We start from the raw sequence: 22,503 nt of genomic DNA on the forward strand, positions 1-22,503 counted from the left end.
ACAACTACCCGCTCCTGTGGACAACTTCCGCAATTTCAATGGAAATCAGACGTCCGATTTCCATTGAAATTGCGCACGGTCACTCGACCGGGGCCTCGGGATGGGTGTGGGTGGGGTCGAGGACGCGGGCCAGGAAGGTGCGGGTCCGCTCTTCCTTCGGGTTGCCGATGACGTCGGCCGGGTCGCCCTGCTCGACGATGCCGCCGCCGTCCATGAACAGGACGCGGTCGGCGACCTCGCGGGCGAACTGCATCTCGTGGGTCACCACGAGCATCGTCATGCCCTCGTCGGCGAGCTGGCGCATCACGCCGAGCACGTCGCCGACCAGCTCCGGGTCCAGCGCCGAGGTCGGCTCGTCGAACAGCATCACCTTCGGGTTCATCGACAGCGCCCGCGCGATGGCGACCCGCTGCTGCTGACCACCGGAGAGCTGCGCCGGCATCGAGTCGGCCTTCTCCGCCAGCCCGACCCGGTCCAGGTTGTCCCGAGCGGTCTTCTCCGCGGTCTTCTTGTCCCGGCCCAGCACCTTGCGCTGCGCCACGGTCAGGTTCTCCAGCACCGACAGGTGCGCGAACAGGTTGAACTGCTGGAACACCATGCCGATGTGCCGCCGCGCGCCGTCCAGATCGGTGTCCGGATCGGTGAGCTCGGTGCCCTGCACCACGACCTTGCCCGCGCTCGGCTCCTCGAGCAGGTTCACGCAGCGCAGCAGGGTGGACTTGCCGGACCCGGACGGCCCGATCACGCACACCACCTCGCCGCGCTCGACCTGCAGGTCGATGCCGCGCAGCACCTCAAGCGAACCGAAGGACTTGCCCAACCCGGAGATCTCGATGATCACAGTTCCGCCTCTCCGCGATTCACAGTGGTGGTTGCGTTCGGCATGGATCTCACGTTTCGCAGTTTCTTGTGGCTGGTTTGCGTCACGTTCCCCTGGGGCGCGGTTGAGCAGGGCTGGGGTTGGCAAAGACTGCTCATGCTCCCGCGCCTCCGCTCTTGGTCCGCGCACCGCTGCCGTACTTGCGCTCCAGCAGGTTCGAAACCCGGGACAGCGGGATGGTGATGATCAGGTAGCACAGTCCGGCGATCAGGATCGGCGTCAGCGACTGGTACTGGTTCAGCGCACCGCGACCGAACTTCGCGAGCTCGTACTGGTCGGCGGACAGGCCCAGCAGGTAGATCAGCGAGGAGTCCTTGGTCAGCAGGATCAGCTCGTTGGTCAGCGGCGGCAGGATGATCCGGAACGCCTGCGGCATCACCACGGTGATCATGGTGCGCGCCGGGGACATGCCCAGCGAACGCGCGGCTTCCACCTGGCCGCGCGGCACGGCCTGGATGCCGGCGCGGATCGTCTCGGCCATGTAGGCCGCGCCGACCAGACCGAGGCTGAGCATCACCGTGGAGTAGATGTCGAATCGCAGCTGGAAGGCGATCGGCACGCCGAAGCCCAGCGCGATGAACACCAGGAGCGCAGGCAGACCGCGGAAGAGTTCGATGTAGCCGGTGGCGATCCACCGGTACGGCCCCACCGACGACATCTTCATCAGCGCCAGCACGATGCCCAGCGCCAAGCCGAAGGCGAAGCCCAGGGCGGTGTAGATGATGGTGTTCACCAGCGCCGTGGTGATCACGTCGGGGAACTGCGCCTTGGCGACCTCGACGTTGAAGAACGCCCGGCCGATCTGCCCCCAGTCGGCGACCACTGCCAGCACCGCGAGCGCGGCGACCAGCACGCCGTACTGGATCCCGCGGCTCAGCCTCGCTCGCTGTCGTCGGCCCATCCTGCTCGTGGGCCGCTCGGTCTCGGTTGTCATCGAATGCTCCTGTGTCTCACCGGGATCCAGCCTCGACGAGCGGCTGTTCCAGGGGGAGGGTGACCAATCGCAGCCCGGCGGAGGCCATGTGCGCGTCAGCCGCCGCGGGACCGGCCCGGTCCCGCGGCGGCTGGTGGCGTCACTCCGGCTTCTTGCCGAACCACTTCTGGTAGATGGCGTCGTACTCGCCGGATTCCTTGGCCTTCTTCAGGGATTCGTTGACCTTCTGGAGCAGCGCGGTGTTGCCCTTGCGGACCCCGATGCCGTACTTGTCGCCGGTGGCGAACTCCGTGGTCACCTGAGTGTCCGGGTTGTTCTTGGAGAAGTTCAGCAGCACGCCGTTGTCGTTGATCGCGGCGTTGACCTGGCCGGTCTGCACCGCGGTCTCCTGCAGCGCGAGGTCGTCGAAGACCACGACCTCGTAGCCGAACTGGTCCTTGTTCTTCTCGGCGTACTCCTGGCCGGTGGTGCCGACCTGGACGCCGAGCTTCTTGCCGCGCATCTGGGCGAGGTCGGTGATGCCGGAGTCCTTCTTGACCAGCAGCGCCTGCTCGGCGTCGAAGTACGGGTCGGAGAAGTCGAGGTTCTGCTTGCGGACGTCGGTGATCGTCATGGCCGCGGCCGCGACGTCGCACTGGTTGCTGTTCAGCGACTCACCGGACTGGATGCCCTCGTCGAACGGGGCGTCGACGATGTTCTGCTGCACGCCGAGGTCGCGGGCGACCAGGTCGACGAGGTCGACGTCGAAACCGACGATCTTGCCGTCCTTGGGGAACTGGAACGGCTCGTAGGGCAGGTGCGTGCAGGTGGTGAGCTTGCCCGGCGCGATCAGTTCCACCGGACCGCCCGCGGCGTCGCCGCCGCCACCACCTCCGGTCGGCTGCGCGCACCCCGCGGCCGCCACGGCCAAGGCCAGGGCGGGCAGCAGAGCGGCTGCTCGAAGTGCTCCTCGACGACGCGCCACGATGTCACTCCTAGTAGGTGAGGACCTGAGTCGTTGAATGGTGCCACCCGATCGGGCGTAATCCCAACGCTGAATGTTGCGAAGCCATCAAATTTTTCCGCCGCCGCAGCCGCCACCGCCCGCCGAGTTCGGCAAACCTGGCGGTCGAGCACCGAAGCGACGAAAGGAATTCCGACGAACCTCCCACATCCCCGTGGGTCGTTTGCCCACACCGTCCGAGTGCGACTCAGTCTCATGTGGCGCGCACCACTGGTCAACCGGTACGGCGAACCGGTTTGGAAGCCACGAAACGCCGACCAGATGATCACTGTCCGTGATCAAATCGTCGTCCCAGGCGACCGCCCAACGCGCAGGTGACGAGAAGTCGCCACTAGCCCATCCAGCGGTCGAGCGGAATTGCGCCGGTGCGCAGACTTCAACGTGCCCTTCGGCGAAGGCCGAAACCCCGAAGGAGGTCACGATGCCCCGTCGTTCGACCGTGCTCTGGCTGGTGGCCGCGCTCGCCGCCGCCTTCACCGCCGTGCTCCCCGTCGCGCACGCGCAGGCCCCGGCCGCCCGATCCTTCGACGTGCTCCAGCTCAACCTCTGCAACAGCGGCGACGAGGCCTGCAGCGCCCCCGGCCAGGCCGTCGACGCCGCGATCGACACCATCCACCAGCGGCAGCCGGCCGTGGTGACGCTCAACGAGGTCTGCGCCTCGGACATCACCCGCATGACCGCGGAAACCGGCTACGGCTGGGAGTTCACCCCGGTCGGCGACGCGAACACCGGCGACCCGGCCAAGTGCCACGACGGCCGCGGCGACGCCGGCGTGGCGATCCTGACCCACCCCGACCTCGGCGCCCCCGGCGAACCGGTCGAGCGGCAGTTCGCCGCGCAGGACGGCAGCGGCGTGCAGCGCGTCCTGCTGTGCGTGCCGTACTCGCAGGTCTCCGCGTGCACCTCGCACCTGTCCCAGGAGGACGGCCAAGTGGCGGCCGAGCAGTGCCGCGAGCTGACCTCGATCGCCACCGCGCTGGGCACCCAGGCGGTGCTGGGCGGGGACCTGAACCTCGTCGTCGGCGGCACCCCCGACGTCCAGTCGTGCGTGCCGGACGGCTGGTACCGCAAGGACGACGGCAGCGTGCAGCACGTCTTCGCGATGGACGCGTTCCGCTTCGAACGAGCCGAAACGCTCCCGATCGGCGGCACCGAACACCCCGGCCTGCTCGTCCAAACCACCCGCTGAGCCGGGGCGGAACGACGAAGGCCCCCGCCGGAGGTCCGGTGGGGGCCAGGGGAGTCGTCGGTCACTGCGGCGGTGGCGGTGGTGGGCCGCAGTGGATGATCGGCTGCGGCTCGTAGCGCGTGCGCTGCGTTTCGGTCTTCGTCTGACCGCTGCTCAGGTCCCGGATGGTGCGGGTGTCGGTCACCGTGAAACCGGGCGTGCCCTTGCTCGGGCTGCACGGCTCGCCCGGCGGCACGACCTTCTCGTGCGGGTCCGTGGGGTTGGTCCGCTCGCCGGTCTGCGAGGACACGTCGAACTGCTTGGTGCCCCACAGCTTCACCGTGATCGACGACGGCGTCCACTCCGTGGTGATCAGGATGCCGCTCTTGGCGACGTTCTTGAACTTGACGTCGATGACGCTCGCGCCGCTCGGGCTCTGGAACACCGTCGCTTCGCGGCCCGCCGGGTAGCGGCTGATGTAGTAGCTGTGCGCCTTGTGCTCGACGTCCTGCATGCCCGCGAAGTACGAGGCGTTGTACAGGGTCGTGGCGAACTGCGAGATGCCGCCGCCGACCGCGCGCCCGGGCCGGCCGTCCTGGATGATCCCGGACTCCACGTAGCCCTGCGCCACTCCGCGCGGACCGGTGTGGCCGTTGAGGCTCCAGGTCTCGCCGGGCTTGATGATCGCGCCGTTGACCTGCTCGGCGGTGCGGCGGATGTTCACGCCCGACGCGGGCTCGAAGCCGCCGGTGCTGAACTCGCCGACGACTTCCTTGATGCCGAGCTGGTCGGCCTGCTCGGTGGTGAACTTCGCCGGCTGGTGCTCGTAAACCGCCTGCACCGAACGCTTTTCCGGGGCGCGCAGCACGTCGAGGAGCTTCTCGAAGCTCTTGTCCCAGTTCACCCCGATGCCGTCGACGGACGGCCGGACCACGGGGCGCCCGCCCTCGACGACGATCTCGGCGTCCTTGCCGGGCTTGATGGTGTCGGCCAGCTGCGGCTCGACGGCGCCGACCGCGGTCGGCAGGTCGACGCTGGCCTTCAGCCCGCCCTGGCCGTCCGGCTCGAACCGCAGCGCGCTGGCGATCGCCTCGGGTGCGAGGGTCGCGTCCTTGCCCTCGCCGCGCACCGTCACCGGCGACTTCACGGCGGGCTCGGCGACCTCGCGCAACGCCCGCTGCACGCCGTCCTTGGTCGTGCTGACCGGCTGCTCGGTGAAGGGGATGCTCACCGGGCCCTTCTCGGCCCAGTGCGTCAGCACCTCGTCGGTGGCCTTCTCCACGTCGATGGACTGGCCGGTCACCGGGTCGACCGCGACGGCCTTGGCGCCCTCGAAGCGGATGGTGCCCTCGGCCGGTTGCCGGTCCAGCTGCGGCCGGACCTGCTCCAGCGCCTGCACCAGCTGCTCCCGGTCGCCGTGGCTGACCGGGGTGACCTCGCGGGTGGTGAACAGCGAGGAGATCCGGGTGAACGGGTTGAGCGGCTGCTCACCGGCCTCCTGCACGGTCGCCGCCCAGTCCATCTCCAGCCCGGCGTCGCCCGGGTTGATGGTCACCGAGCGGTCCGCGACCTTCAGCTCCACCGGCTCGTCGAGGCCCGGGCCGAGGTCGTTGCGCAGCTGCGTCTCGGCCGCCGCGGGCTCCAGGCCGCCGATGTCGACGCCTGCCACGACGGTGCCGCGCGGCACGGTTCCGCTGGTGAAGGCCAGGTCGCCGATGTAGAGCAGGGCCAGGGCGCCGACGGCCGCACCAGCGGCGATGCCGGCCCGGATCAGGCCGCGCTTCTTGCGCTCGTCCGCCGACTGCGGCGGCACGACCGCGCTCCAGCCGGTGGGTTCGGCGTTGACCTGCGGGATCGACTGGGTCTCACCGAGCGGGTAGCTGCTGAAGTCGGCGGGCACCGCGGCGATCTGCACGGTGCGCTCGGCGTCCGACTCGGGTTCGGGGGTCACCGGGGGGATCCGGGTGGTCTGCTCGACTTCGGTCTCCGGGTGGGCACCACCGGTCGAGCTCTGGTCCGAATCGGTGCGGAGCCGTTCGGTGGACGGGTCCGCACCGCTGTGCTGGTCGTGGTTTTCCGGCACCGCTTCCCCTTCTCCTGTCGGTCTTGCGGTGGGGGGAGCCTGGAGTCGTCGGCTCCTGCGCTTCGCCGGCCGTCGCGCCGACCGGACCGGGGTTGCCGACTACAGGTACAGCCCGGTGCCCTGCTCGGTCTGCTCGGTGGCCACCGCGTGCAGGTCGCGCTCGCGCATCACCAGGTACGGCTGGCCCTGGACTTCGACCTCGAACTGCTCGTCGGGGTTGAACAGCACCTGGTCGCCGACCTTGACGGTGCGCACGTGGCTGCCCACGCCGAAGACCTCGCCCCAGACGAGCCGCTTGGCGACCTGGGCGGTCGCCGGGATCACGATGCCGCCGGTGCTGCGGCGCTCACCGGACTCCGGCGAGATGCGCACCATGACCCGGTCGTGCAGCATCTGGATTTCGAGCTTGGCATCGGTCACCCGAAAAGTTTACTTCTCCCCACCCCGCGGTCGGCCGCCCAGGGCGGGTGTAACGCACCCCTTCCGGCAGCAGCGCCCGAAACCTCCCGTCCGGCTCACCGTTTGCGCAGCTCACAAGCTCGATCCGACGGTCCCCGAACGGCCGTGTCATATCTCTCGCGCGGCTCGCCGACGTCCGCGACGACCCCGCTCAACCGCGCACGCGCGGTACCCGCAGAACCCCCACACCACCCGATCCAGCGATCGAAACCAGCGCCCGTCCGAGCAAACCGAACACCCCGCACACCACCAGGAAAGGAACAATTCCCCCATTCCTGATCGCAGTTCACCCCGGAAGAACGAAATGCCGGTTTTACCCGGAACGCTCACCTCGCCGGAGACCGGCGCGCGACATGGCCCGGTGTGCCGGGTGGTGCGAACGGACCGTTCGCCCCGTTCTGGTGGGGCGAACGGTCCGTTCGCCCCGGTCAGCTCTCGGTGTCGAGCCCGCCCATCACGAGGGGGAGGCGGTTCGGACCGGTCGCGGCGATCTTGATCGGAACGCCCCAGTCCTGCCTGGTCAGGCGGCAGGCGGGGTGCTCGATGCCCGGGTCGTCGTCGCAGCTCGCGGCCTGCGCGACCACGTGCAGCACGCCCTGCTCGATGCCGTCGGCCAGCACCAGGCGGCGGGTCAGGTCGGTGCCCACGCCCGCGCCCTCGACCAGCAGCTCGGCCGGTGACGAAGTGATCTCCAGCCGGGTCGACGGCCCGTAGCGCTCGTCGAGCTTGGTGCCGGGCGGCGGGGTGAACACCACCGCGAGCTCCACCTCGCCGGGGGCGATCTCCGTCGCAGGCCGCTTGACCTGCTGCGACGCCCCTTCGATCAGCCGCGCGGCGACGCCCGGCGGGACGGGCCGCTCGAGCCGGTGCGCGGCCGAAGCGACCACCACGAGCTCGCCGTCGACCACCGCCGCACCGGACGGCTCGGCGACGTCGGTCGCGAGCGTGGAGACCTCGCCGGTCGCCGGCTCGTAGCGCCGGACCGCGCCGTTGTAGGTGTCGCAGACCGCGACCGAACCGTCCGGCAGCACCGCAACGCCCAGCGGGTGCTGGAGGAGCGCCTGGTCAGCGGGTCCGTCGGCGTGCCCGAAGTCGAACAGCCCGGTGCCGACGGCGGTCCGCACCTCGAACCCGTCGCCGGCCGCCTCGACCCAGCGCAGCGCCGAGGTCTCCGAGTCCGCCATCCACAACCGGTCGCCGCCGTCGGCCAGTCCGGAGGTCTGGGCGAAGAACGCCTCCTCGGCCGCGCCGACGCGCAGCCCCTCCACGGTGGTCCCGGCGAACCGCCGGACCTCGCCGGAGACCGGGTCGAACAGGCCGAGCGTGTGGTTGCCGGCCATCGCGATGACCACGCCACCGGCCGGTTCCCACCAGGCGACGTCCCACGGGCTGGTCAGCGGGGTCTCCAGGCCGGGCCCGGAGTCGCTGCCGTCGCGCCACTGCTCGCCGGTCCCGGCCAAGGTCGTGACGTGCCCGTCGGCGAGCCGCACACCGCGCAGCAGGTGGTTGACGGTGTCGGCGACGACCACGTCGTAACCGACATGCTCGGCGATCTGCTCGGGCAGCAGCGCGAGCCCGCCCGGCTCGGAGAACGTGGGCTCGACACCGTCGGCACGACCTCGCCGACCAGTGCCGATGCGGCGCACGACGGTCTCGCCGTCGCCGGCGAACTCGACCAGCGAGTGGTTCGCCGAGTCCGAGACCAGCAGGTTCCCGCTGTTGAGCGCGATGACCTTGCCGGGGAACCGCAGCGTCGTCTCGGGCGTTTCCGGCGGCACGTACGGACCGTCGCCGCGGTGCAGCGTGCCCTTCGCCTCGTGCTCGGCGATCACCTCGGTGATGACGCTGCGCAGCGCCTCGACGTGCCCCTCACCAGCGGCGACGTGCACGACGTAGCCCTCGGGGTCCACCACGACGAGCGTCGGCCAGGCCTTGACGGCGTAGTTCTGCCAGGTCGCGAGCTCCGGGTCGTCGAGCACCGGGTGGTGCACGGCGTAGCGCTCGACGGCCGCGACCAGCGCCGCGGGATCGGCCTCGTGCTCGAACTTCGGCGAGTGCACCCCGACCGTGACGACCTCGGCGGCGAACTCCTCCTCCAACGGCCGCAGCTCGTCGAGCACGTGCAGGCAGTTGATGCAGCAGAACGTCCAGAAGTCCAGGACGAGGACCTTGCCGCGGAAGTCGGCGAGCCGGAGCTCCTCGCCACCGGTGTTCAACCACTGGCGGCCGGTCAACTCCGGAGCTCGGACACGGGCACGGCGCGGGGACAGCTCGGTACTCACACCCGAAGTCAACCGCATTCGCACGAAGCGATGTTCCCCCAGGTCGCGTGCTGATCCTCACTCACCGGTGAGGTCCGCAGTCGCGTCCGCGCCCGCATCGGTGACGCGGCGCAGGAAGTCGGCGATCAGCCGCAGTTCGCGTTCGTCGTACTCGGCGCAGATCTCGTCCATCGACGCGTTCATGCCGGAGTAGAGGCGGAACAGCTCCGAGTTGCGCGCGGGCAACGCACGCACCGCGATCGCGCGGCGGTCGGACGCCTCCGGGTCGCGCTCGCGGATGATCCAGCCGGCGCGTTGGAGCCGGTCGAGGATGCCGGTCAGCGTGGCCGGGTGCAGCCCCGCCCGCCTGGCGAGCGCGCTCGGGCTGAGCGGACCGTGCTTCCCGATCAGATCGAGGCAGTCCAGGTCGACGTCCTTCAGCCCGATCTGGCTGCTGACCTGGTGGTTCAGCAACGCCATCTGGGTGCGCAGCTCGCGCAGCTCCTGTTTCACGGACACGGCCAGCCGACGTCGTCGGCGGGCCGAGCCGACGCCTTCATCAGAAGATATGAAACTCATATGATATGTTTCTCGTTCTAAAAGCGCGCCCGGAGGGGCTCGCGGGGAGGTCCAGCATGCACAGCGCGTACATCGTCGTCACCTTGCTCGCGATAACCATGAACGCCGGCTCGGCCATCGCGGGCACCATCCGCCGGAAGAAGCTGGCCCCCGCCATGCGACGGGCGGGTGTGCCCGAATCCTGGATCGTCTTCCCGATCAACACCCTCAAGCTCGCCGGCGCGCTGGGGCTCCTGCTCGGACTCGTCGGTGTCCCCCTGATCGGACTCGCCGCCGCGATCGGCCTCGTCCTGTTCTACGTCTGCGCCGTGCACACCCACCTCCTCTCGCGCGACTACTCACCACAACTCGGCCTGGCCAGCGGATTCCTCGCAGTGGCGGCGAGCGCCCTGGCCCTGGCACTAGCCGCGTGAGACACGCGCCGCCCCTTCGGGATCACGGACCTTCTCGGAAGGCGTTCTGCACTGCTGCCAGGGCAGTGCCGACGTCGGCGTTCAGCTCACGGGCCGTGCGGACGAACTCCTGCGCCGCGGCGGCGAGGGGATCAGCCGGGCCTGGTGGTTCCGGGGCCGCGGCGACTCGGGTTCCGCGGCGGCGGCCGGTCTCCAGGATCCCGGCGGTCTCCAGTTCCCGGTAGGCGCGGGCGACGGTGCCCGCGGCCAGGCCGAGGTCGCGGGCGAGCTGCCGGATCGGCGGCAGCGCGCTGCCGATCGGCAGCGCGCCGGTCACCACGAACTGCAGGATCTGGTCGTGCACCTGCCGCCACGGGGCGACCTCGCCGTCCGCGTCGACGACCAGCCGGGGCGTCTCGCTCATGCGACCGCGACAGCCGTTCGCTGCGCACGACGGGGCGGCCGGGCGAGCACGAGCCAGACCACGATCGACAGGACCGAAACCGCGAGGCCGAGCGGCCGGGTTAGGTCAGCCGTGCCGACCACCCAGCCCGGCGCCTGCGCAGGCAGGGCTGCGCCTTCCAGCGACTGGCAGGCCGCGCTCAGGAGAGCCGCTTGCAGCACCGTGCCCAGGGCCAACGCGATCCGTCCACTTCGGACTCGGAGCACCCTGTCGAGCTCGACGTCGCCGTCCGCGGGCCGCGCCACCGCAGCCCACAGGACGATCGCGACGAGCGCCGCGCACAGGGGAACGCCCACGAACGCGGTCACGCTTCCCTCCACAATGGACCCACGTCCGGCGGCGTCGGCGGAGGCGACGGCGAGCGCCAGCACGGCCACGCCCGCGTGCACCACCAGACCCCACTGCGGCACGACGTCCAACACCCCGCGCCGCACCAGCACCGCCTCGCGCACCCGGTGCTCGTTCGGCCGCAGCGCCAGCAGTTCGGCCAGCAACCCGCCGCCGAACAGGATCATCACGAAGACCGGGAACCCGGTGGTCGAGCCCTCGAACAGCAGTCCCGCGACCAACGGGATCAGCACGAACAGCACCGGGTACCAAAACCTGCGCCGACGCAGGTAGGTCACGGCGTGCGCGATCTGCTCGTCCGCCGGCTCCGCGATCTGCCAACGCCGGAGCAGCGCGCGGCCTCCTTGCTTGGTCGGCCACAGCGGGATCAGGACCAGCAGCCCGACGAGCCCCGCGACCAGCGCCATCACCAGGAAGCTGCGAAAACCGTGTTCGAACAAGAACATGGCAGCGATTGTATCGACCCCGTCGACACAAAAGGGCCGGAGTCGCGAAATCCCAGCTCAGAGCAGCTTCAGCGGCCAACCGGCGCGGACTCGGCGGCCTCCAGCGCGGCGAGGACTCGGGTGCGGAGGAGTTCGTACTCCTCGCGGAGGCGGACGATCTCGGGCGGGCGCTTGATCGGGGTGCCGCCGACGACCAGTTCTTCCGGGGCGAACTGCTCGCGGGTCAGGTCGAGTTCGAGACCTCCGGCCAGGCGGTTCCACCAGTGGCAGTCGACCTGCCTGCCGTCGACGTGCACCTCGCCGCAGACGAGGTCGCCGCCGAGCAGGTCGTTGACCACCAGCGCGGTGGTCCCGCACTGGCCGCGCGCGGGATTTCCCGCGTGCCACTTGGGAATGTCCTCCGGGGCGCAGGTGTCCACGCCCCAGGACGACCGGATCGCGCGCTCGACTTCGACCAGCGTCTGGCTCAGCATGCCGGAGATCTTGCCCGGCACCACCGACATCAGCGCCGGTTCCGGTCCCGCACGTAGTACGGGGCGGCCGCCAGCGCCGGGACGAGGGCGCCGAGGAGGAGGATCACGAGTTCCATTTTTCGACTCCCTTCGGGCAGGGCTCACCGAGGGCACGACGAGGTGCGGTGAACTTGGACTGAGCGGCGGCAGAAGTGCCGGAATTGGAAAGCCCCGCGATGCTGCCAGGTCGGGGGTCCGACAGCACCGCGGGGTCATCCTGCATATCGGCGCCCAAGGGCGTCTCGTTACACACTTACCGATATGTGTTCCACGTCACGTCAAAACGCCCGTCCGGGCGAGCGGATCGATCTCTATCCAGCTCTCTAGGGCGAGCACTAGATTCGCCTATAAAGCCCGATCCGCGTGCGGAGAACTCACCTGACCAGCGCGTTCAGTCCTGGGTGAGCAGGTAGCGGCCGAAGTGGGGGACGGTGAAGGCGATCTGGCCGCGCTCGCCGGAGTAGACCAGGCCCTTCTTGATCAGGCTGTCGCGCGCCGGGGACAGCGACGAAGGGCGGCGCTCCAGGTACTGGGCGATGGACGCGGTCGGGGTCGGCTCGTCGCGGCCCTCAACCAGCTCCGCCATCGCGCGCAGGTACTCGCGCTCGGCCGGGGTCGCGCGCTCGTAGCGGGAGCCGAAGAACCCGACGGCCAGCTCCGACTCCGCCTCCGGCGCGGCCAGCCGCACGTCCTCGGCGCCGATCTCGCTGCGCACCGCCGCGTCCCAGGTCGCCTTGCCGTAGGACTGCACGAAGTACGGGTAGCCGCCGGAGATCGAGAACAGCGCGTCCAGGGCGTCCGAGGTGATCCCGGCTTCCTCCCGCTCGATCGGCGCGATCACCGCGCGGTCGGCGTCGGAGCGGTCCAGCCGGTCGATCCGCATGTACCGGAACAGCCGCTCGGAGTAGGACTTGCTCGCCGACAGCACCGCGGGCAGGTGCGGCAGACCAGCGCCGACGACCACCAGCGGCGCCCCTGACTGGGACAGCTCGTGGCAGGCCGCGCACAGCGCGGAGACGTCCTCGGTGGGCACGTCCTGCAGCTCGTCGATCAGCAGCGAGATCCCGGCGCCGACGTCGGCCGCCAGCTCCGCGACCTCGGTGAACAGCTCGACCAGGTCGATCTCGATGTCCCCGGAATCGGCCCGGCCCTGCGCGGCGGGCACGTCGATGCCCGGCTGCCACCGGTCGCGGAGCTTGGCGCCGTCGGGATTCGACTTGAGCGCGAAGGCCTTGAGCACGGCGAGGACCTGCTCGACGCGGTCCGGCGCGCGGTGGCGGACCGCCAGGTCGCGGATCGCGCGGTGCAGCGCAGCGGACAGCGGCCGCCGCAGGCCGGCCTCCGGACGGGCCTCGACCTTGCCCGCACCCCAACCGCGCCGCAGCGCCATCGACCGCAACTCGCCGAGCAACACGGTCTTGCCGACGCCGCGCAGTCCGGTGAGCACCAGGCTCCGCTCGGGACGCCCCCGGGCGACGCGCTCGAGGACGACGTCGAAGGCGTCGAGCTCCCGGTCGCGTCCGGCCAGCTCAGGCGGCCGCTGCCCGGCGCCGGGGGCGAAGGGATTGCGAACCGGGTCCATGCCATCGGACTGTATCCAGCCGTCTAGCGCTGCTCCGATATTCGGCGAGAAATCCCCATCGGCGTGTTGTCGGCGACCTTGACCGGACCCTCTGCATGACCGCGAGCGAGCTCGCCGCGATCACCGGCGCGACCACCGGAGTCGTCGCCCGGCTGGAGCGGGCCGAGTTGCTGTGCCGAGAACCCCACCCGCACGAACGTCCGGCGGAGCTGACCTTCCCGGGGTGGCGATCCGTCGACCAGCCGATTTGCCGAGAAGTCGACAAATCGATCGCGGAAGCTCGCCGAATATCCGGCTGTCTAGCTCAGGGGCTAGAGAGCGCGAGACAAGCCGATGCGGTCGTGAGCGGCGATGGTCGCTCTTACCACCGTTGCCGCTCACGCCGAGTTGCTGCGATCCGGCGGTCGATCGCAGAGGATCTCGGGCATGACAGCTGAATGGCGGCGCCCGCTGGCCGAAGCGCTCGACGCGCTGGGGATCGATCGCAGCCCGGACGAGTTGGCGGTGACGGGCGAGCTCGGCCACCTGCCCTCCCGACTCGCGGTCGAGGAGATCGCGATCGCCAGCATCGGGGCCGCGCTGCTGGCCGCGGGCCCGGCCGAGCTGGCCACCGAGCACGCCGCCGCCGCAGTGCGCAGCGAAGCCCACCTCCGCCTCGACGGTCGTCCGCCGCTGGACGGCTTCGCCCCGCTGTCCCGGTTCTGGCGGACCTCCGACGGCTGGGTCCGGACCCACGGCAACTACCCGTGGCACCGGGAAGCCCTGCTTCGCGCACTCGGCGCCACCGACGACGTCGAGGTGGAACCGGCGATCGCGGAACTGCCCGCACTGGAAGCGGAATCGCGCGTGGTGGCGGCAGGCGGGATCGCTGCGGCGGTGCGGAGCCCGGCGCAGTGGCGGGCTGAAGCACCTGGTCGCGCCGTGGATGCTCAGCCGCTCGTCGGAACCCGCCACGTCGACGGTGCGGCGCCCCGGCGCGGCAGGCTCCGGGTGCTCGACCTGACCAGGGTGATCGCCGGCCCGGTGTGCACGCGGTTCCTCGCCGCGCTCGGCGCGGACGTCCTGCGCATCGATCCACCGCACCGCCCGGAACGCCCGGGGAGCTACGACACGCTGCTCGGCAAGCGCAGCGCCGTGCTCGACGCTCGAACGCCGGAAGGCCTTGCGCGGCTGCACGATCTGCTCGACGGCGCGGACGTCCTGGTGCACGGATATCGGCCGGGTGCGCTCGAGCGGTTCGGGTTGGGCTTCGACGCGTTGGCCGAGCAGCATCCCGGACTGGTGGTGGTTTCCCTTTCCGCCTGGGGAAACTCCGGGCCGTGGGGCGAACGGCGCGGATTCGACAGCATCGCCCAGGCGGCCACCGGCATCGCCACCATCGAGTCCACTTCGGACGGTCCTGGCGCGCTGCCCTGCCAACTCCTCGACCACGCCACCGGATACCTCTGCGCAGCAGCGGCCCTGGACGGCCTCCGCCGCCAGTCCGAACGAGGCGGAACCTGGCTGCGCGAACTCTCCCTGGCCCGCACCGCGCACTGGCTGCTCGACCGACCCCGCACCGAACACCCACCGCTCGCCGCGGCCGTCGACCCCTGGCTGACCTCGCTCAACACCCCGGACGGCCGGATCACCACCGTGACCCCACCCGGCCGCCCGAACGAACAGGCGCTGTCCTGGCCGTTCCTCCACCCCTACGGCTCCGCCGCCCCCGCCTGGTCCCGTGAGCACTTTGGGCTGTTATAGCGACCCGAAGTGCTCACGGGTCCTGACCAGCCGAAACCTCGCGGAAAATCAGTGGCGCTGGTTGGGACCATGGACGCATGACGCGTTCGTTCGAGGAGTTGGTGGCCGAGGGTGCGGCTGCGTCGGTCGACGGCTGGGACTTCTCCTGGCTGGACGGTCGAGCCACCGAGCAGCGGCCCTCGTGGGGCTACCAGCGGCTGCTCGGCCAGCGGTTGGCGCAGGCGTCCGCGGCGCTGGACATCCAGACCGGGGGCGGCGAAGTGCTGGCCGGAGCCGGCGCTCTCCCGCCGGTGATGGTGGCGACGGAGTCCTGGCCGCCGAACGTCGCGGTGGCGACGAAGCTGCTGCACCCGCTGGGCGCGGTCGTCGTCGCCGACCCGGACGAGCCGCCGCTGCCCTTCGCCGACGGCGCGTTCGACCTGGTGACGAGCAGGCACCCGGCCACCGTGTGGTGGGCGGAGATCGCGCGCGTCCTGGCACCGGGCGGGACGTACTTCGCCCAGCACGTCGGCCCGGGAACCGCGTGGGAACTCGTGGAGCACTTCCTCGGCCCGCAGCCGGAAGCCCGCCGCAAGCGACACCCGGACCTGGAGGCCGAGGGCGCGCGCCAAGCCGGCCTCGACGTCGTGGACGTGCGAACCGAGCGCCTGCGCATGGAGTTCTTCGACGTCGGCGCGGTGATCTACTTCCTGCGCAAGGTGATCTGGACGGTCCCGGGCTTCACGATCGCGGGCCACCGCGACCGCCTGCACGACCTCCACGAGCAGATCCAGCGCGACGGCGTCTTCGTCGCCCACTCCACCCGAACCCTCGTCGAAGCCCGCAAACCCGGGACCAGCTAGCTCGTCAGGGGCGTTCGAGGATCGCCGTCATGCCCTGGCCCCCCGCTGCGCAAATGGAGATCAGACCGCGGCCGGATCCCTTCTCCGACAGGAGCTTGGCGAGGGTGGCGACGATCCGGCCGCCGGTCGCGGCGAACGGGTGACCGGCGGCGAGGGACGAGCCGACAACGTTGAGCTTGGCCGGGTCGACCTCGCCGAGCGGTTCGTCGCGGCCCAGGCGGCTCTTGCAGAACTCGGGGTCCTGCCAGGCCTTCAGGGTCGCCAGGACCTGGGAGGCGAAGGCCTCGTGGACCTCGTAGAAGTCGAAGTCGTGCAGGCCCAGACCCGCCCGGTCGAGCAGCTGCGGGACCGCGTACGCCGGGGCCATCAGCAGGCCTTCGTCGCCGCTGACGTGGTCCACCGCCGCCGACACCACGTCACCGAGGTAGGCCAGGACCGGCAGGCGCCGCGCCGCGGCCCACTCCTCGCTGGCCAGCAGGACGGTCGATGCGCCGTCGGTCAGCGGGGTCGAGTTGCCCGCCGTCATGGTCGCGCCCTCGCCGCGGCCGAACACCGGCTTGAGCTTGGCGAGCTTGTCCACCGAGCTGTCCGCGCGGAGGTTCTGGTCGCGCGCCACGCCCTGGTAGGAGGTCAGCAGGTCGTCGAAGAAGCCCCGCTCGTAAGCCGCGGCGAGCCGCTGGTGGCTGCGGGCGGCCAGCTCGTCCTGCGCTTCCCGCTCGATCTCCCAGGCCAGCGCGGTCTTCGCGGCGTGCTCGCCCATCGACAGGCCGGTGCGCGGCTCGGCGTTGCGCGGGATCTCCGGCACCACGTGCTGCGGGCGGACCCCGCTCAGCGCCTTGAGCCGACCGGCGGCGGTCTTGGCGTGGTTGGCCTGCAGCAGGACGCGGCGCAGGTCGTCGTTGACGGCGATCGGCGCGTCGCTGGCCGAGTCGACGCCGCCGGCGATGCCGACCTCCAGCTGGCCGAGGGCGATCTTGTTCGCCACCGAGACCACGGCTTCGAGCCCGGTCGCGCAGGCCATCTGCACGTCGTGCGCGGGGGTGCGCGGGTCGAGCTTGGAGCCGAGCACGGTCTCGCGGGCGAGGTTGAAGTCGCGGCTGTGCTTGAGCACCGCGCCCGCGACGAACTCGCCGATCCGCTCGTCCTGCAGCCCGAAGCGCGCGACCAGACCGTCCAGCGCCGCGGTGAGCATGTCCTGGTTGGAGGCGCGGGTGTAGGGGCCGCCGGACCGCGCGAACGGGATCCGGTTGCCGCCGATGATCGCTACTCGCCGAGCGGTGGCCATGGCCTGACTCCCTGGTTGCTGCGATGTTCCCTGGTCAATCTAACCTACCCGCGGGTAGGTTAGACGTCGAGCTACCGGACATCAGTGGGAGAGTTGCCATGGCCGACCGATACCAGCAGTTCACCTCGTCCGCGCTCGGGCGGCAGGTCGCCAAGCGACTCGGCCTGCCCGCGCCGACGCCGCTGCGCCGCTACCGCCCGGGCGATCCGGTGGTCGCCGGCCCGGTGCTGCTCGGCGCCGCTCCCGGATCCCGGCTCGGCGACGCGATCTCGGCCGTCACCAAGGGGATCCAGGCCCAGGTCCACCGGACGCCTGCCGACGGCGAGCGCTACGCGGCGCTGGTCTTCGACGCGACCGGGATCCGCAGCAGCGAGCAGCTGCACGAGCTGTACGAGTTCTTCGGCCCGACGATCCGGCAGACCGACCGCTGCGGCCGGGTGGTCGTGCTCGGCACACCGCCGGAGAGCATCAGCGATCGGCGGGAAGCCACCGCGCAGCGCGCGCTCGAAGGTTTCGTCCGCTCCGCGGGCAAGGAGCTCAAGCGCGGTGCGACAGCCCAGCTGGTCTACGTCGCCGAAGGAGCCGAAGGCGCGCTGGAATCCACCCTGCGCTTCGTGCTCTCGGCGAAGTCCGCCTACGTGTCCGCGCAGGTGGTGCGGGTCGGGCAGGCCGAGATCCCGGACGTGGACTGGGAGAAGCCGCTGCAGGACAAGATCGCGCTGGTCACCGGCGCATCGCGGGGCATCGGCGAGGCCATCGCGGAAACCCTGGCGCGCGACGGGGCGCACGTGGTCTGCCTGGACGTGCCCGCGCAGGGCGGCGACCTCGCCGCGGTCGCCAACCGCATCGGCGGCTCGACGCTCCAGCTCGACATCACCGCCGAGGACGCGCCGCAGCGGATCGCGGACCACTTCGCGCAGCGGCACGGCGGACTGGACGTCGTCGTGCACAACGCGGGCATCACCCGCGACAAGACGATCGGCCGGATGTCCCGGCAGCAGTGGGACGCGGTGCTCGCGGTGAACCTGACCTCGCAGGAGCGGATCGACGAGCACCTGCTCGCCGACGGTTCCCCGCTGCGGCCGGGCGGGCGGATCATCGGCGTGTCGTCGATGAGCGGCATCGCGGGCAACGTCGGGCAGGGCAACTACGCGGCGTCCAAGGCCGGGGTGATCGGGCACGTGCAGTCCTTCGCGCCGGTCGCGGCCGAGCGCGGGGTCACCATCAACGCGGTCGCCCCCGGGTTCATCGAAACCCGGATGACGGCGGCGATCCCGCTGTTCGTGCGCGAAGCGGGACGCCGGATGAACAGCATGTCCCAGGGCGGCCAGCCGGTGGACGTGGCCGAAACCATCGCCTGGTACGCGAATCCGGCGTCGGCCGGGGTGAACGGCAACGTCGTGCGCGTGTGCGGGCAGAGCCTGCTGGGCGCGTGAGCGGTCGACGGAACGGAACAGCCAATGCCTGAAGTGAGCACCGCACCTTCCCTCTCCGCGCTGTACGCGAAGGCCGTCGCGACCGGTCCGCTGCGCCGCGGCGACCAACTGCCGGACACCGAGTACGTGCGGCGGGACATCGCGATCGACCGCGACCACCTCGCCGAGTACGACCGGGTGTGCGGGTTCGGGCTGCGCGACGAGCTGCCGATCACCTACCCGCACGTGCTGTCGTTCGGCCTGTCGGTGCAGCTGATGACCGATCCCGGGTTCCCGTTCCCGCTGGTCGGACTGGTGCACGTGGCCAACAGCATCCGGCAGGAGCGGCCGCTGCTGGTGACCGACGAGCTGACCCAGCGGGTGCGCCTGGCCGACCTGCGCCCGCACCCGAAGGGCCGGCAGTTCGACGTGATCACCGAGACCGAGGTCGCCGGCGAGGTGGTGTGGCGGGAGACCAGCACCTACCTGCGCCGGGGCGGGAAGTCCGAGGACTCGACCGGGCAGCGCGCGACCGACCTGGCGGGGGAGCCGACCGCGACGTGGCGGGTGCCCGGCGACACCGGACGCCGGTACGCGGCGGTGTCCGGCGACCGCAACCCGATCCACCTGAACTCCTTGGCGGCCAAGGCCTTCGGCTTCCCCCGGGCGATCGCCCACGGCATGTGGTCCGAGGCCCGCTGCCTCGCGGCCTTCGCGGAGCGCCTCCCCGATCAGTGCACAGTGGACGTCGAGTTCCGCAAACCGCTGCTACTTCCCTCCGCAGTGGACTTCGCGGCCCGCCGCGAGGAGTCCGACTGGACCTTCGCCCTCCGCTCCCGCTCCGGCAAACCCCACCTCCTCGGCTCGATCCGCTGACCACCCCGCGCAAGCGACGCCGGCGCCCTCCACCGGGGGTTCCGTCCCCACTCACCGCAAATTCAATGGAAATCAGACGTCCGATTTCCATTGAATTTGCGGAAGTTCTCCACAACCAAGACGACTTGTCCACAAGCGTCGGCGTGTCAGGCACCAGGTTCCCGACACGCCGGGCCCCGACACGCCGTGGGACCACAGTTTCAATTGAAACTGCGGTCCGCCGCGGGTGGGGTCTGCAGTTTCAATTGAAACTGCAGAATGCCGGTGGCGGCGTGTCGGGATCCGACACGCCGATGGGACGCGAGTTGAAATTGGACGTGCGATTTCAAGGGAAGTTGCGGCGAGGTCAGGAGTTCGGGGTCCAGGAGCGGCCTTCGACGAGGTCGCTGAAGCCCATCCAGACCATGTTCATCAGGCGCATCGCCATGCCGTCGGCGGTGTGCTCCGGCTTGTCGAACCACCACTCCACCAGCGCCTCGCCGGCTCCGACGAGCGCCGCCGCGAACGGCTCGGTCTGCTCCGCCTGCATCGGCTGGGCCGAGTCCTCCGTCGCGCGCGCCAGCAGCACCGCGATCAGGTTCGTCGCCCGCTCCCGCCACTCGGAGAGCTCGGCGACGAACGGTTCGCCCTGCACGTTCGCCCGGCGGTACAGCACCGCCCAGCCCGCCTGGTTGGCCTGCACGTACTCGAAGAACACCAGCAGTCCGCGCCACAGCTGGTCGGCCGGGGGCAGCCCGGCTTCCACCGCGGTTCCGATGGCCTCGATCAGCCGCTCGGCCTCGCGGCGGATGCAGGCGACGAACAGTTCGTCCTTGGTGCCGAGGTAGGCGTAGAGCATCGGCTTGGAGATGCCCGCGACCTCGGAGATCTCGTCCATCGACGCGGCGTGGAAGCCGTGCGCGGCGAACACCTCCACCGCGGCGTCCAGGATCTGCCGCTCGCGGACCGCCCTGGGCAGGCGTCGCGATCGGGGGCGGCCGTTGTCCTGAACCATGTCACCTCTCCGCTGGTCCCTGCTCCCGGTCAGGCTAGATCAAAACCGGTCGTCGCAGGTCGCTTGCCTTCGAACCTACTCGAACGTAGTCTTACTCGCGAGTAGGTAAGCGCGTTGGAGGTGGCAACGATGCCAGAGACCGATCCGATCGCCGCACTCGGCGAGGTCGACCCGAAGAAGATCAGCAAGGACGAGTTCGTCGCCCTGCTGGAAGCCGCCTCCGAGATCGCCGGCAACGACGAGGTGGACCTCAGCGCGCTGCGCCCGGAGCAGTTCGCGCGGCTGATCTCCCGCGCCTCCGACGAACAGCTCGAAGCCGTGATGGCCCGCCCGGAACTGCGCGAAGGCATCCTCGACGAGGTCTTCCGGCGGATGGGCGAGCACTACAAGGCGGGCAACCACGAAGCCGTGGTGCGCTGGCGGATCGGCACCGACGACGACCTGCTGCGCTACGAGTGCGTGCTGGCCGACGGCAAGTGCGAGGTCAGCAAGGACCCGAAGCACGAGCCGCGGGTGACCATCACGGTCGCACCGGCCGAATTCCTCAAGCTGGCCTCCAGCAACGCATCCGCCCCGATGCTGTTCATGAAGGGCAAGCTCAAGGTCGCAGGCGACCTCGGCTTCGCCGCCGGCCTCACCAAGCTCTTCCAGATCCCCAAGGCTTGACAGTCCGAGACCTCGCAGAGAAACGGAAGATGATGAGTTTTTCCCTGGAGCTGAGCGAGGAGCAGCAGGAGCTGCGGGACTGGGTGCGAGGCTTCGCCGAGAAGACCATCCGCCCAGCCGCGCGCGAGTGGGACGAGCGCGAGGAAACGCCGTGGCCGATCATCCAGGAGGCGGCCAAGGTCGGCCTCTACGGCTTCGAAGCGGTGGCCACGTTCTGGGCCGATGACACCGGTCTGTCGCTGCCGATCGCCAACGAGGAGCTGTTCTGGGGCGACGGCGGCATCGGCATGGCGATCTTCGGCACCACCCTCGCGGTGGCCGGGATCTTCGCCGCGGGCACCCCCGACCAGCTCGCCGAATGGGTCCCGCAGTGCTACGGCGACGCCGACGACCCGAAGGTGGCGGCCTTCTGCTCGTCGGAGCCCGGGGCCGGTTCCGACGTCTCGGCGATGCGCACCCGCGCGGTCTACGACGAGGCCACCGACGAGTGGGTGCTCAACGGCCAGAAGGCCTGGGCGACCAACGGCGGCATCGCCAACGTCCACGTGGTGCAGGCGGTCGTGGACCCGGAGCTGGGCTCGCGCGGCCAGGCGGCGTTCGTGGTCCCGCCGGGCACCAAGGGCCTCGAAGCCCCCAGCAAGATCAAGAAGCACGGTCTGCGGGCCTCGCACACCGCCGACGTGTTCCTGGACGACGTGCGCGTCCCCGGCAGCTGCCTGCTGGGCGGCAAGGAGAAGCTGGACGAGCGCCTGGCCCGCTCCCGCGAGGGCACCAAGGCCAGCTCGCAGGCGGCGATGAAGACCTTCGAGCTCTCCCGTCCCGCGGTCGGCGCGCAGGCCATCGGCATCGCGCGCGCGGCTTACGAGACGGCGCTGGAGTACGCGAAGGAGCGCGAGACCTTCGGCAGGCCGATCATCGAGAACCAGTCGATCGCCTTCACCCTGGCGGACATGCGGATGGAGATCGACGCGGCCCGCCTCCTGGTGTGGCGCGCGGCCTGGCTGGGTCGCAACGGCGGCTTCACCGCAGGCGAGGGCTCGATGTCCAAGCTCAAGGCGGGCCGGGTGGCCACCTGGGCGACGGAGCGGGCGATCCAGATCCTCGGCGGCAACGGCTACACCCGGGAGTTCCCGGTGGAGCGGATGCACCGCGACGCCAAGATCTACGACATCTTCGAAGGCACCGAGCAGATCCAGCAGCTGGTGGTGTCCCGAGCCATCTCCGGCCACCACATCGCCTGACGATCCTCGTCCTTCGCGGCCCCGGCCTGGTCGGTCGGGGCCGCTCGGGTTGTGGGGGCCGCAGGCCGAGGGAGGAGCGCGACCTGCGGCGGTACTCGGGGTCGGCGTCAGCCGACCACTACCTTGCCGTCGAACGAGCCGCCGAGGCACGCTTCGCCGCCGGCCTGCAGCTGGATGACCTGGCCGCCGCCCCACACGCAGTCGGACCAGCTGACGCCGAACGGTTGTGCGACCGCTGGCCCGGCCGCGGCCAGCAGGACGCCGAGACCGAAGCTGGAAGCGACGACCGCCTTCTTGACGCGGTTACCCATGATCACCGTCTCCCTTCGGG

22 protein-coding genes are annotated in these 22,503 nt (G+C 70.3%); 8 read left to right on the forward strand and 14 right to left on the reverse strand.

The genetic code is table 11. The features are described 5' to 3' along the window. Nucleotides 1-79: 79 nt before the first annotated feature. The 3 genes from OU415_RS20265 to OU415_RS20275 form a co-directional block, all read right to left on the reverse strand. Nucleotides 80-841 carry an amino acid ABC transporter ATP-binding protein gene (locus OU415_RS20265; RefSeq protein ID WP_270950475.1) on the reverse strand — a complete coding sequence of 254 codons (762 nt, stop codon included), beginning with the start codon at nt 839-841 and terminating at the stop codon, nt 80-82. A 133-nt stretch (nt 842-974) separates the two neighbouring features. After that, a complete protein-coding gene (locus OU415_RS20270; RefSeq protein ID WP_270950505.1) occupies nt 975-1,781 on the reverse strand; it encodes an amino acid ABC transporter permease in 807 nt (268 codons plus the stop codon). A 172-nt stretch (nt 1,782-1,953) separates the two neighbouring features. Then, nucleotides 1,954-2,781: a basic amino acid ABC transporter substrate-binding protein gene (locus OU415_RS20275; protein ID WP_408641876.1), complete on the reverse strand. Its 828-nt coding sequence runs from the start codon at nt 2,779-2,781 to the stop codon at nt 1,954-1,956. Nucleotides 2,782-3,238: 457 nt separating this feature from the next. Between OU415_RS20275 and OU415_RS20280 the strand changes: the two genes are divergently transcribed. Further along, on the forward strand, nt 3,239-4,006 hold the full coding sequence (locus OU415_RS20280; RefSeq protein ID WP_270950479.1) for an endonuclease/exonuclease/phosphatase family protein: 768 nt from the start codon (nt 3,239-3,241) through the stop codon (nt 4,004-4,006). A gap of 61 nt (nt 4,007-4,067) precedes the next feature. On the opposite strand, the gene OU415_RS20285 is transcribed toward OU415_RS20280, so the two are convergent. From OU415_RS20285 to OU415_RS20300, 4 genes are all read right to left on the reverse strand, one after another. Continuing rightward, nucleotides 4,068-6,068, reverse strand: a complete 2,001-nt coding sequence (locus tag OU415_RS20285; RefSeq protein WP_270950481.1) for a VanW family protein — start codon at nt 6,066-6,068, stop codon at nt 4,068-4,070. A gap of 99 nt (nt 6,069-6,167) precedes the next feature. After that, nucleotides 6,168-6,488 carry a GroES family chaperonin gene (locus OU415_RS20290; RefSeq protein WP_270950482.1) on the reverse strand — a complete coding sequence of 107 codons (321 nt, stop codon included), beginning with the start codon at nt 6,486-6,488 and terminating at the stop codon, nt 6,168-6,170. A gap of 467 nt (nt 6,489-6,955) precedes the next feature. Further along, nucleotides 6,956-8,827: an NHL domain-containing thioredoxin family protein gene (locus tag OU415_RS20295; RefSeq protein WP_270950507.1), complete on the reverse strand. Its 1,872-nt coding sequence runs from the start codon at nt 8,825-8,827 to the stop codon at nt 6,956-6,958. 39 nt (nt 8,828-8,866) lie between these two features. Next, complete coding sequence (locus OU415_RS20300; protein ID WP_408641875.1) at nt 8,867-9,367, reverse strand: MarR family winged helix-turn-helix transcriptional regulator; 501 nt, start codon at nt 9,365-9,367, stop codon at nt 8,867-8,869. Nucleotides 9,368-9,423: 56 nt separating this feature from the next. Between OU415_RS20300 and OU415_RS20305 the strand changes: the two genes are divergently transcribed. Continuing rightward, nucleotides 9,424-9,780, forward strand: a complete 357-nt coding sequence (locus OU415_RS20305) for a DoxX family protein (RefSeq protein WP_270950483.1) — start codon at nt 9,424-9,426, stop codon at nt 9,778-9,780. A gap of 22 nt (nt 9,781-9,802) precedes the next feature. Here OU415_RS20305 and OU415_RS20310 read toward each other — a convergent pair whose 3' ends face one another. The 4 genes from OU415_RS20310 to OU415_RS20325 all read right to left on the reverse strand — a co-directional run bounded on the left by OU415_RS20310 (nt 9,803) and on the right by OU415_RS20325 (nt 13,110). After that, nucleotides 9,803-10,183 carry a GntR family transcriptional regulator gene (locus OU415_RS20310; protein WP_270950484.1) on the reverse strand — a complete coding sequence of 127 codons (381 nt, stop codon included), beginning with the start codon at nt 10,181-10,183 and terminating at the stop codon, nt 9,803-9,805. Beyond that, nucleotides 10,180-11,016, reverse strand: a complete 837-nt coding sequence (locus OU415_RS20315) for a hypothetical protein (protein ID WP_270950485.1) — start codon at nt 11,014-11,016, stop codon at nt 10,180-10,182. Before OU415_RS20315 ends, OU415_RS20310 begins: the two co-directional genes overlap by 4 nt. 68 nt (nt 11,017-11,084) lie before the next feature. After that, the gene (locus OU415_RS20320; RefSeq protein ID WP_270950486.1) at nt 11,085-11,519 is read right to left on the reverse strand and encodes a YunG family protein; all 435 of its coding nucleotides are present in this window, start codon (nt 11,517-11,519) and stop codon (nt 11,085-11,087) included. A gap of 400 nt (nt 11,520-11,919) precedes the next feature. Then, nucleotides 11,920-13,110 (reverse strand): ATP-binding protein, encoded by a 1,191-nt coding sequence (locus OU415_RS20325; protein WP_270950487.1) that lies wholly within the window; start codon nt 13,108-13,110, stop codon nt 11,920-11,922. Between the two features lie 426 nt (nt 13,111-13,536). On the opposite strand from OU415_RS20325, the gene OU415_RS20330 reads away from it, so the two are divergent. After that, nucleotides 13,537-14,853, forward strand: coding sequence for a CoA transferase (locus OU415_RS20330; protein ID WP_270950488.1), 1,317 nt, complete (start codon nt 13,537-13,539; stop codon nt 14,851-14,853). Nucleotides 14,854-14,930: 77 nt separating this feature from the next. After that, nucleotides 14,931-15,695 carry a class I SAM-dependent methyltransferase gene (locus OU415_RS20335; RefSeq protein ID WP_270950489.1) on the forward strand — a complete coding sequence of 255 codons (765 nt, stop codon included), beginning with the start codon at nt 14,931-14,933 and terminating at the stop codon, nt 15,693-15,695. Nucleotides 15,696-15,699: 4 nt separating this feature from the next. Here OU415_RS20335 and OU415_RS20340 read toward each other — a convergent pair whose 3' ends face one another. After that, nucleotides 15,700-16,980: an acetyl-CoA C-acetyltransferase gene (locus OU415_RS20340; RefSeq protein WP_270950490.1), complete on the reverse strand. Its 1,281-nt coding sequence runs from the start codon at nt 16,978-16,980 to the stop codon at nt 15,700-15,702. Nucleotides 16,981-17,078: 98 nt separating this feature from the next. On the opposite strand from OU415_RS20340, the gene OU415_RS20345 reads away from it, so the two are divergent. Continuing rightward, on the forward strand, nt 17,079-18,416 hold the full coding sequence (locus OU415_RS20345; RefSeq protein WP_270950491.1) for a 3-oxoacyl-ACP reductase: 1,338 nt from the start codon (nt 17,079-17,081) through the stop codon (nt 18,414-18,416). Between the two features lie 24 nt (nt 18,417-18,440). Beyond that, nucleotides 18,441-19,271: a MaoC family dehydratase gene (locus tag OU415_RS20350; RefSeq protein WP_270950492.1), complete on the forward strand. Its 831-nt coding sequence runs from the start codon at nt 18,441-18,443 to the stop codon at nt 19,269-19,271. Nucleotides 19,272-19,617: 346 nt separating this feature from the next. On the opposite strand, the gene OU415_RS20355 is transcribed toward OU415_RS20350, so the two are convergent. Next, nucleotides 19,618-20,265: a TetR/AcrR family transcriptional regulator gene (locus OU415_RS20355; RefSeq protein ID WP_270950494.1), complete on the reverse strand. Its 648-nt coding sequence runs from the start codon at nt 20,263-20,265 to the stop codon at nt 19,618-19,620. A gap of 129 nt (nt 20,266-20,394) precedes the next feature. On the opposite strand from OU415_RS20355, the gene OU415_RS20360 reads away from it, so the two are divergent. Both OU415_RS20360 and OU415_RS20365 read left to right on the forward strand, forming a co-directional pair. Next, a complete protein-coding gene (locus OU415_RS20360) occupies nt 20,395-20,931 on the forward strand; it encodes an SCP2 sterol-binding domain-containing protein (protein ID WP_270950495.1) in 537 nt (178 codons plus the stop codon). A gap of 29 nt (nt 20,932-20,960) precedes the next feature. Beyond that, nucleotides 20,961-22,172 (forward strand): acyl-CoA dehydrogenase family protein, encoded by a 1,212-nt coding sequence (locus tag OU415_RS20365; RefSeq protein ID WP_270950496.1) that lies wholly within the window; start codon nt 20,961-20,963, stop codon nt 22,170-22,172. A gap of 107 nt (nt 22,173-22,279) precedes the next feature. On the opposite strand, the gene OU415_RS20370 is transcribed toward OU415_RS20365, so the two are convergent. Next, nucleotides 22,280-22,483: a hypothetical protein gene (locus OU415_RS20370; protein ID WP_270950497.1), complete on the reverse strand. Its 204-nt coding sequence runs from the start codon at nt 22,481-22,483 to the stop codon at nt 22,280-22,282. Nucleotides 22,484-22,503 lie beyond the last annotated feature (20 nt).

Origin of the sequence: Saccharopolyspora oryzae (genome assembly GCF_027853915.1) — a bacterium.
Classification (GTDB): domain Bacteria; phylum Actinomycetota; class Actinomycetes; order Mycobacteriales; family Pseudonocardiaceae; genus Saccharopolyspora; species Saccharopolyspora oryzae.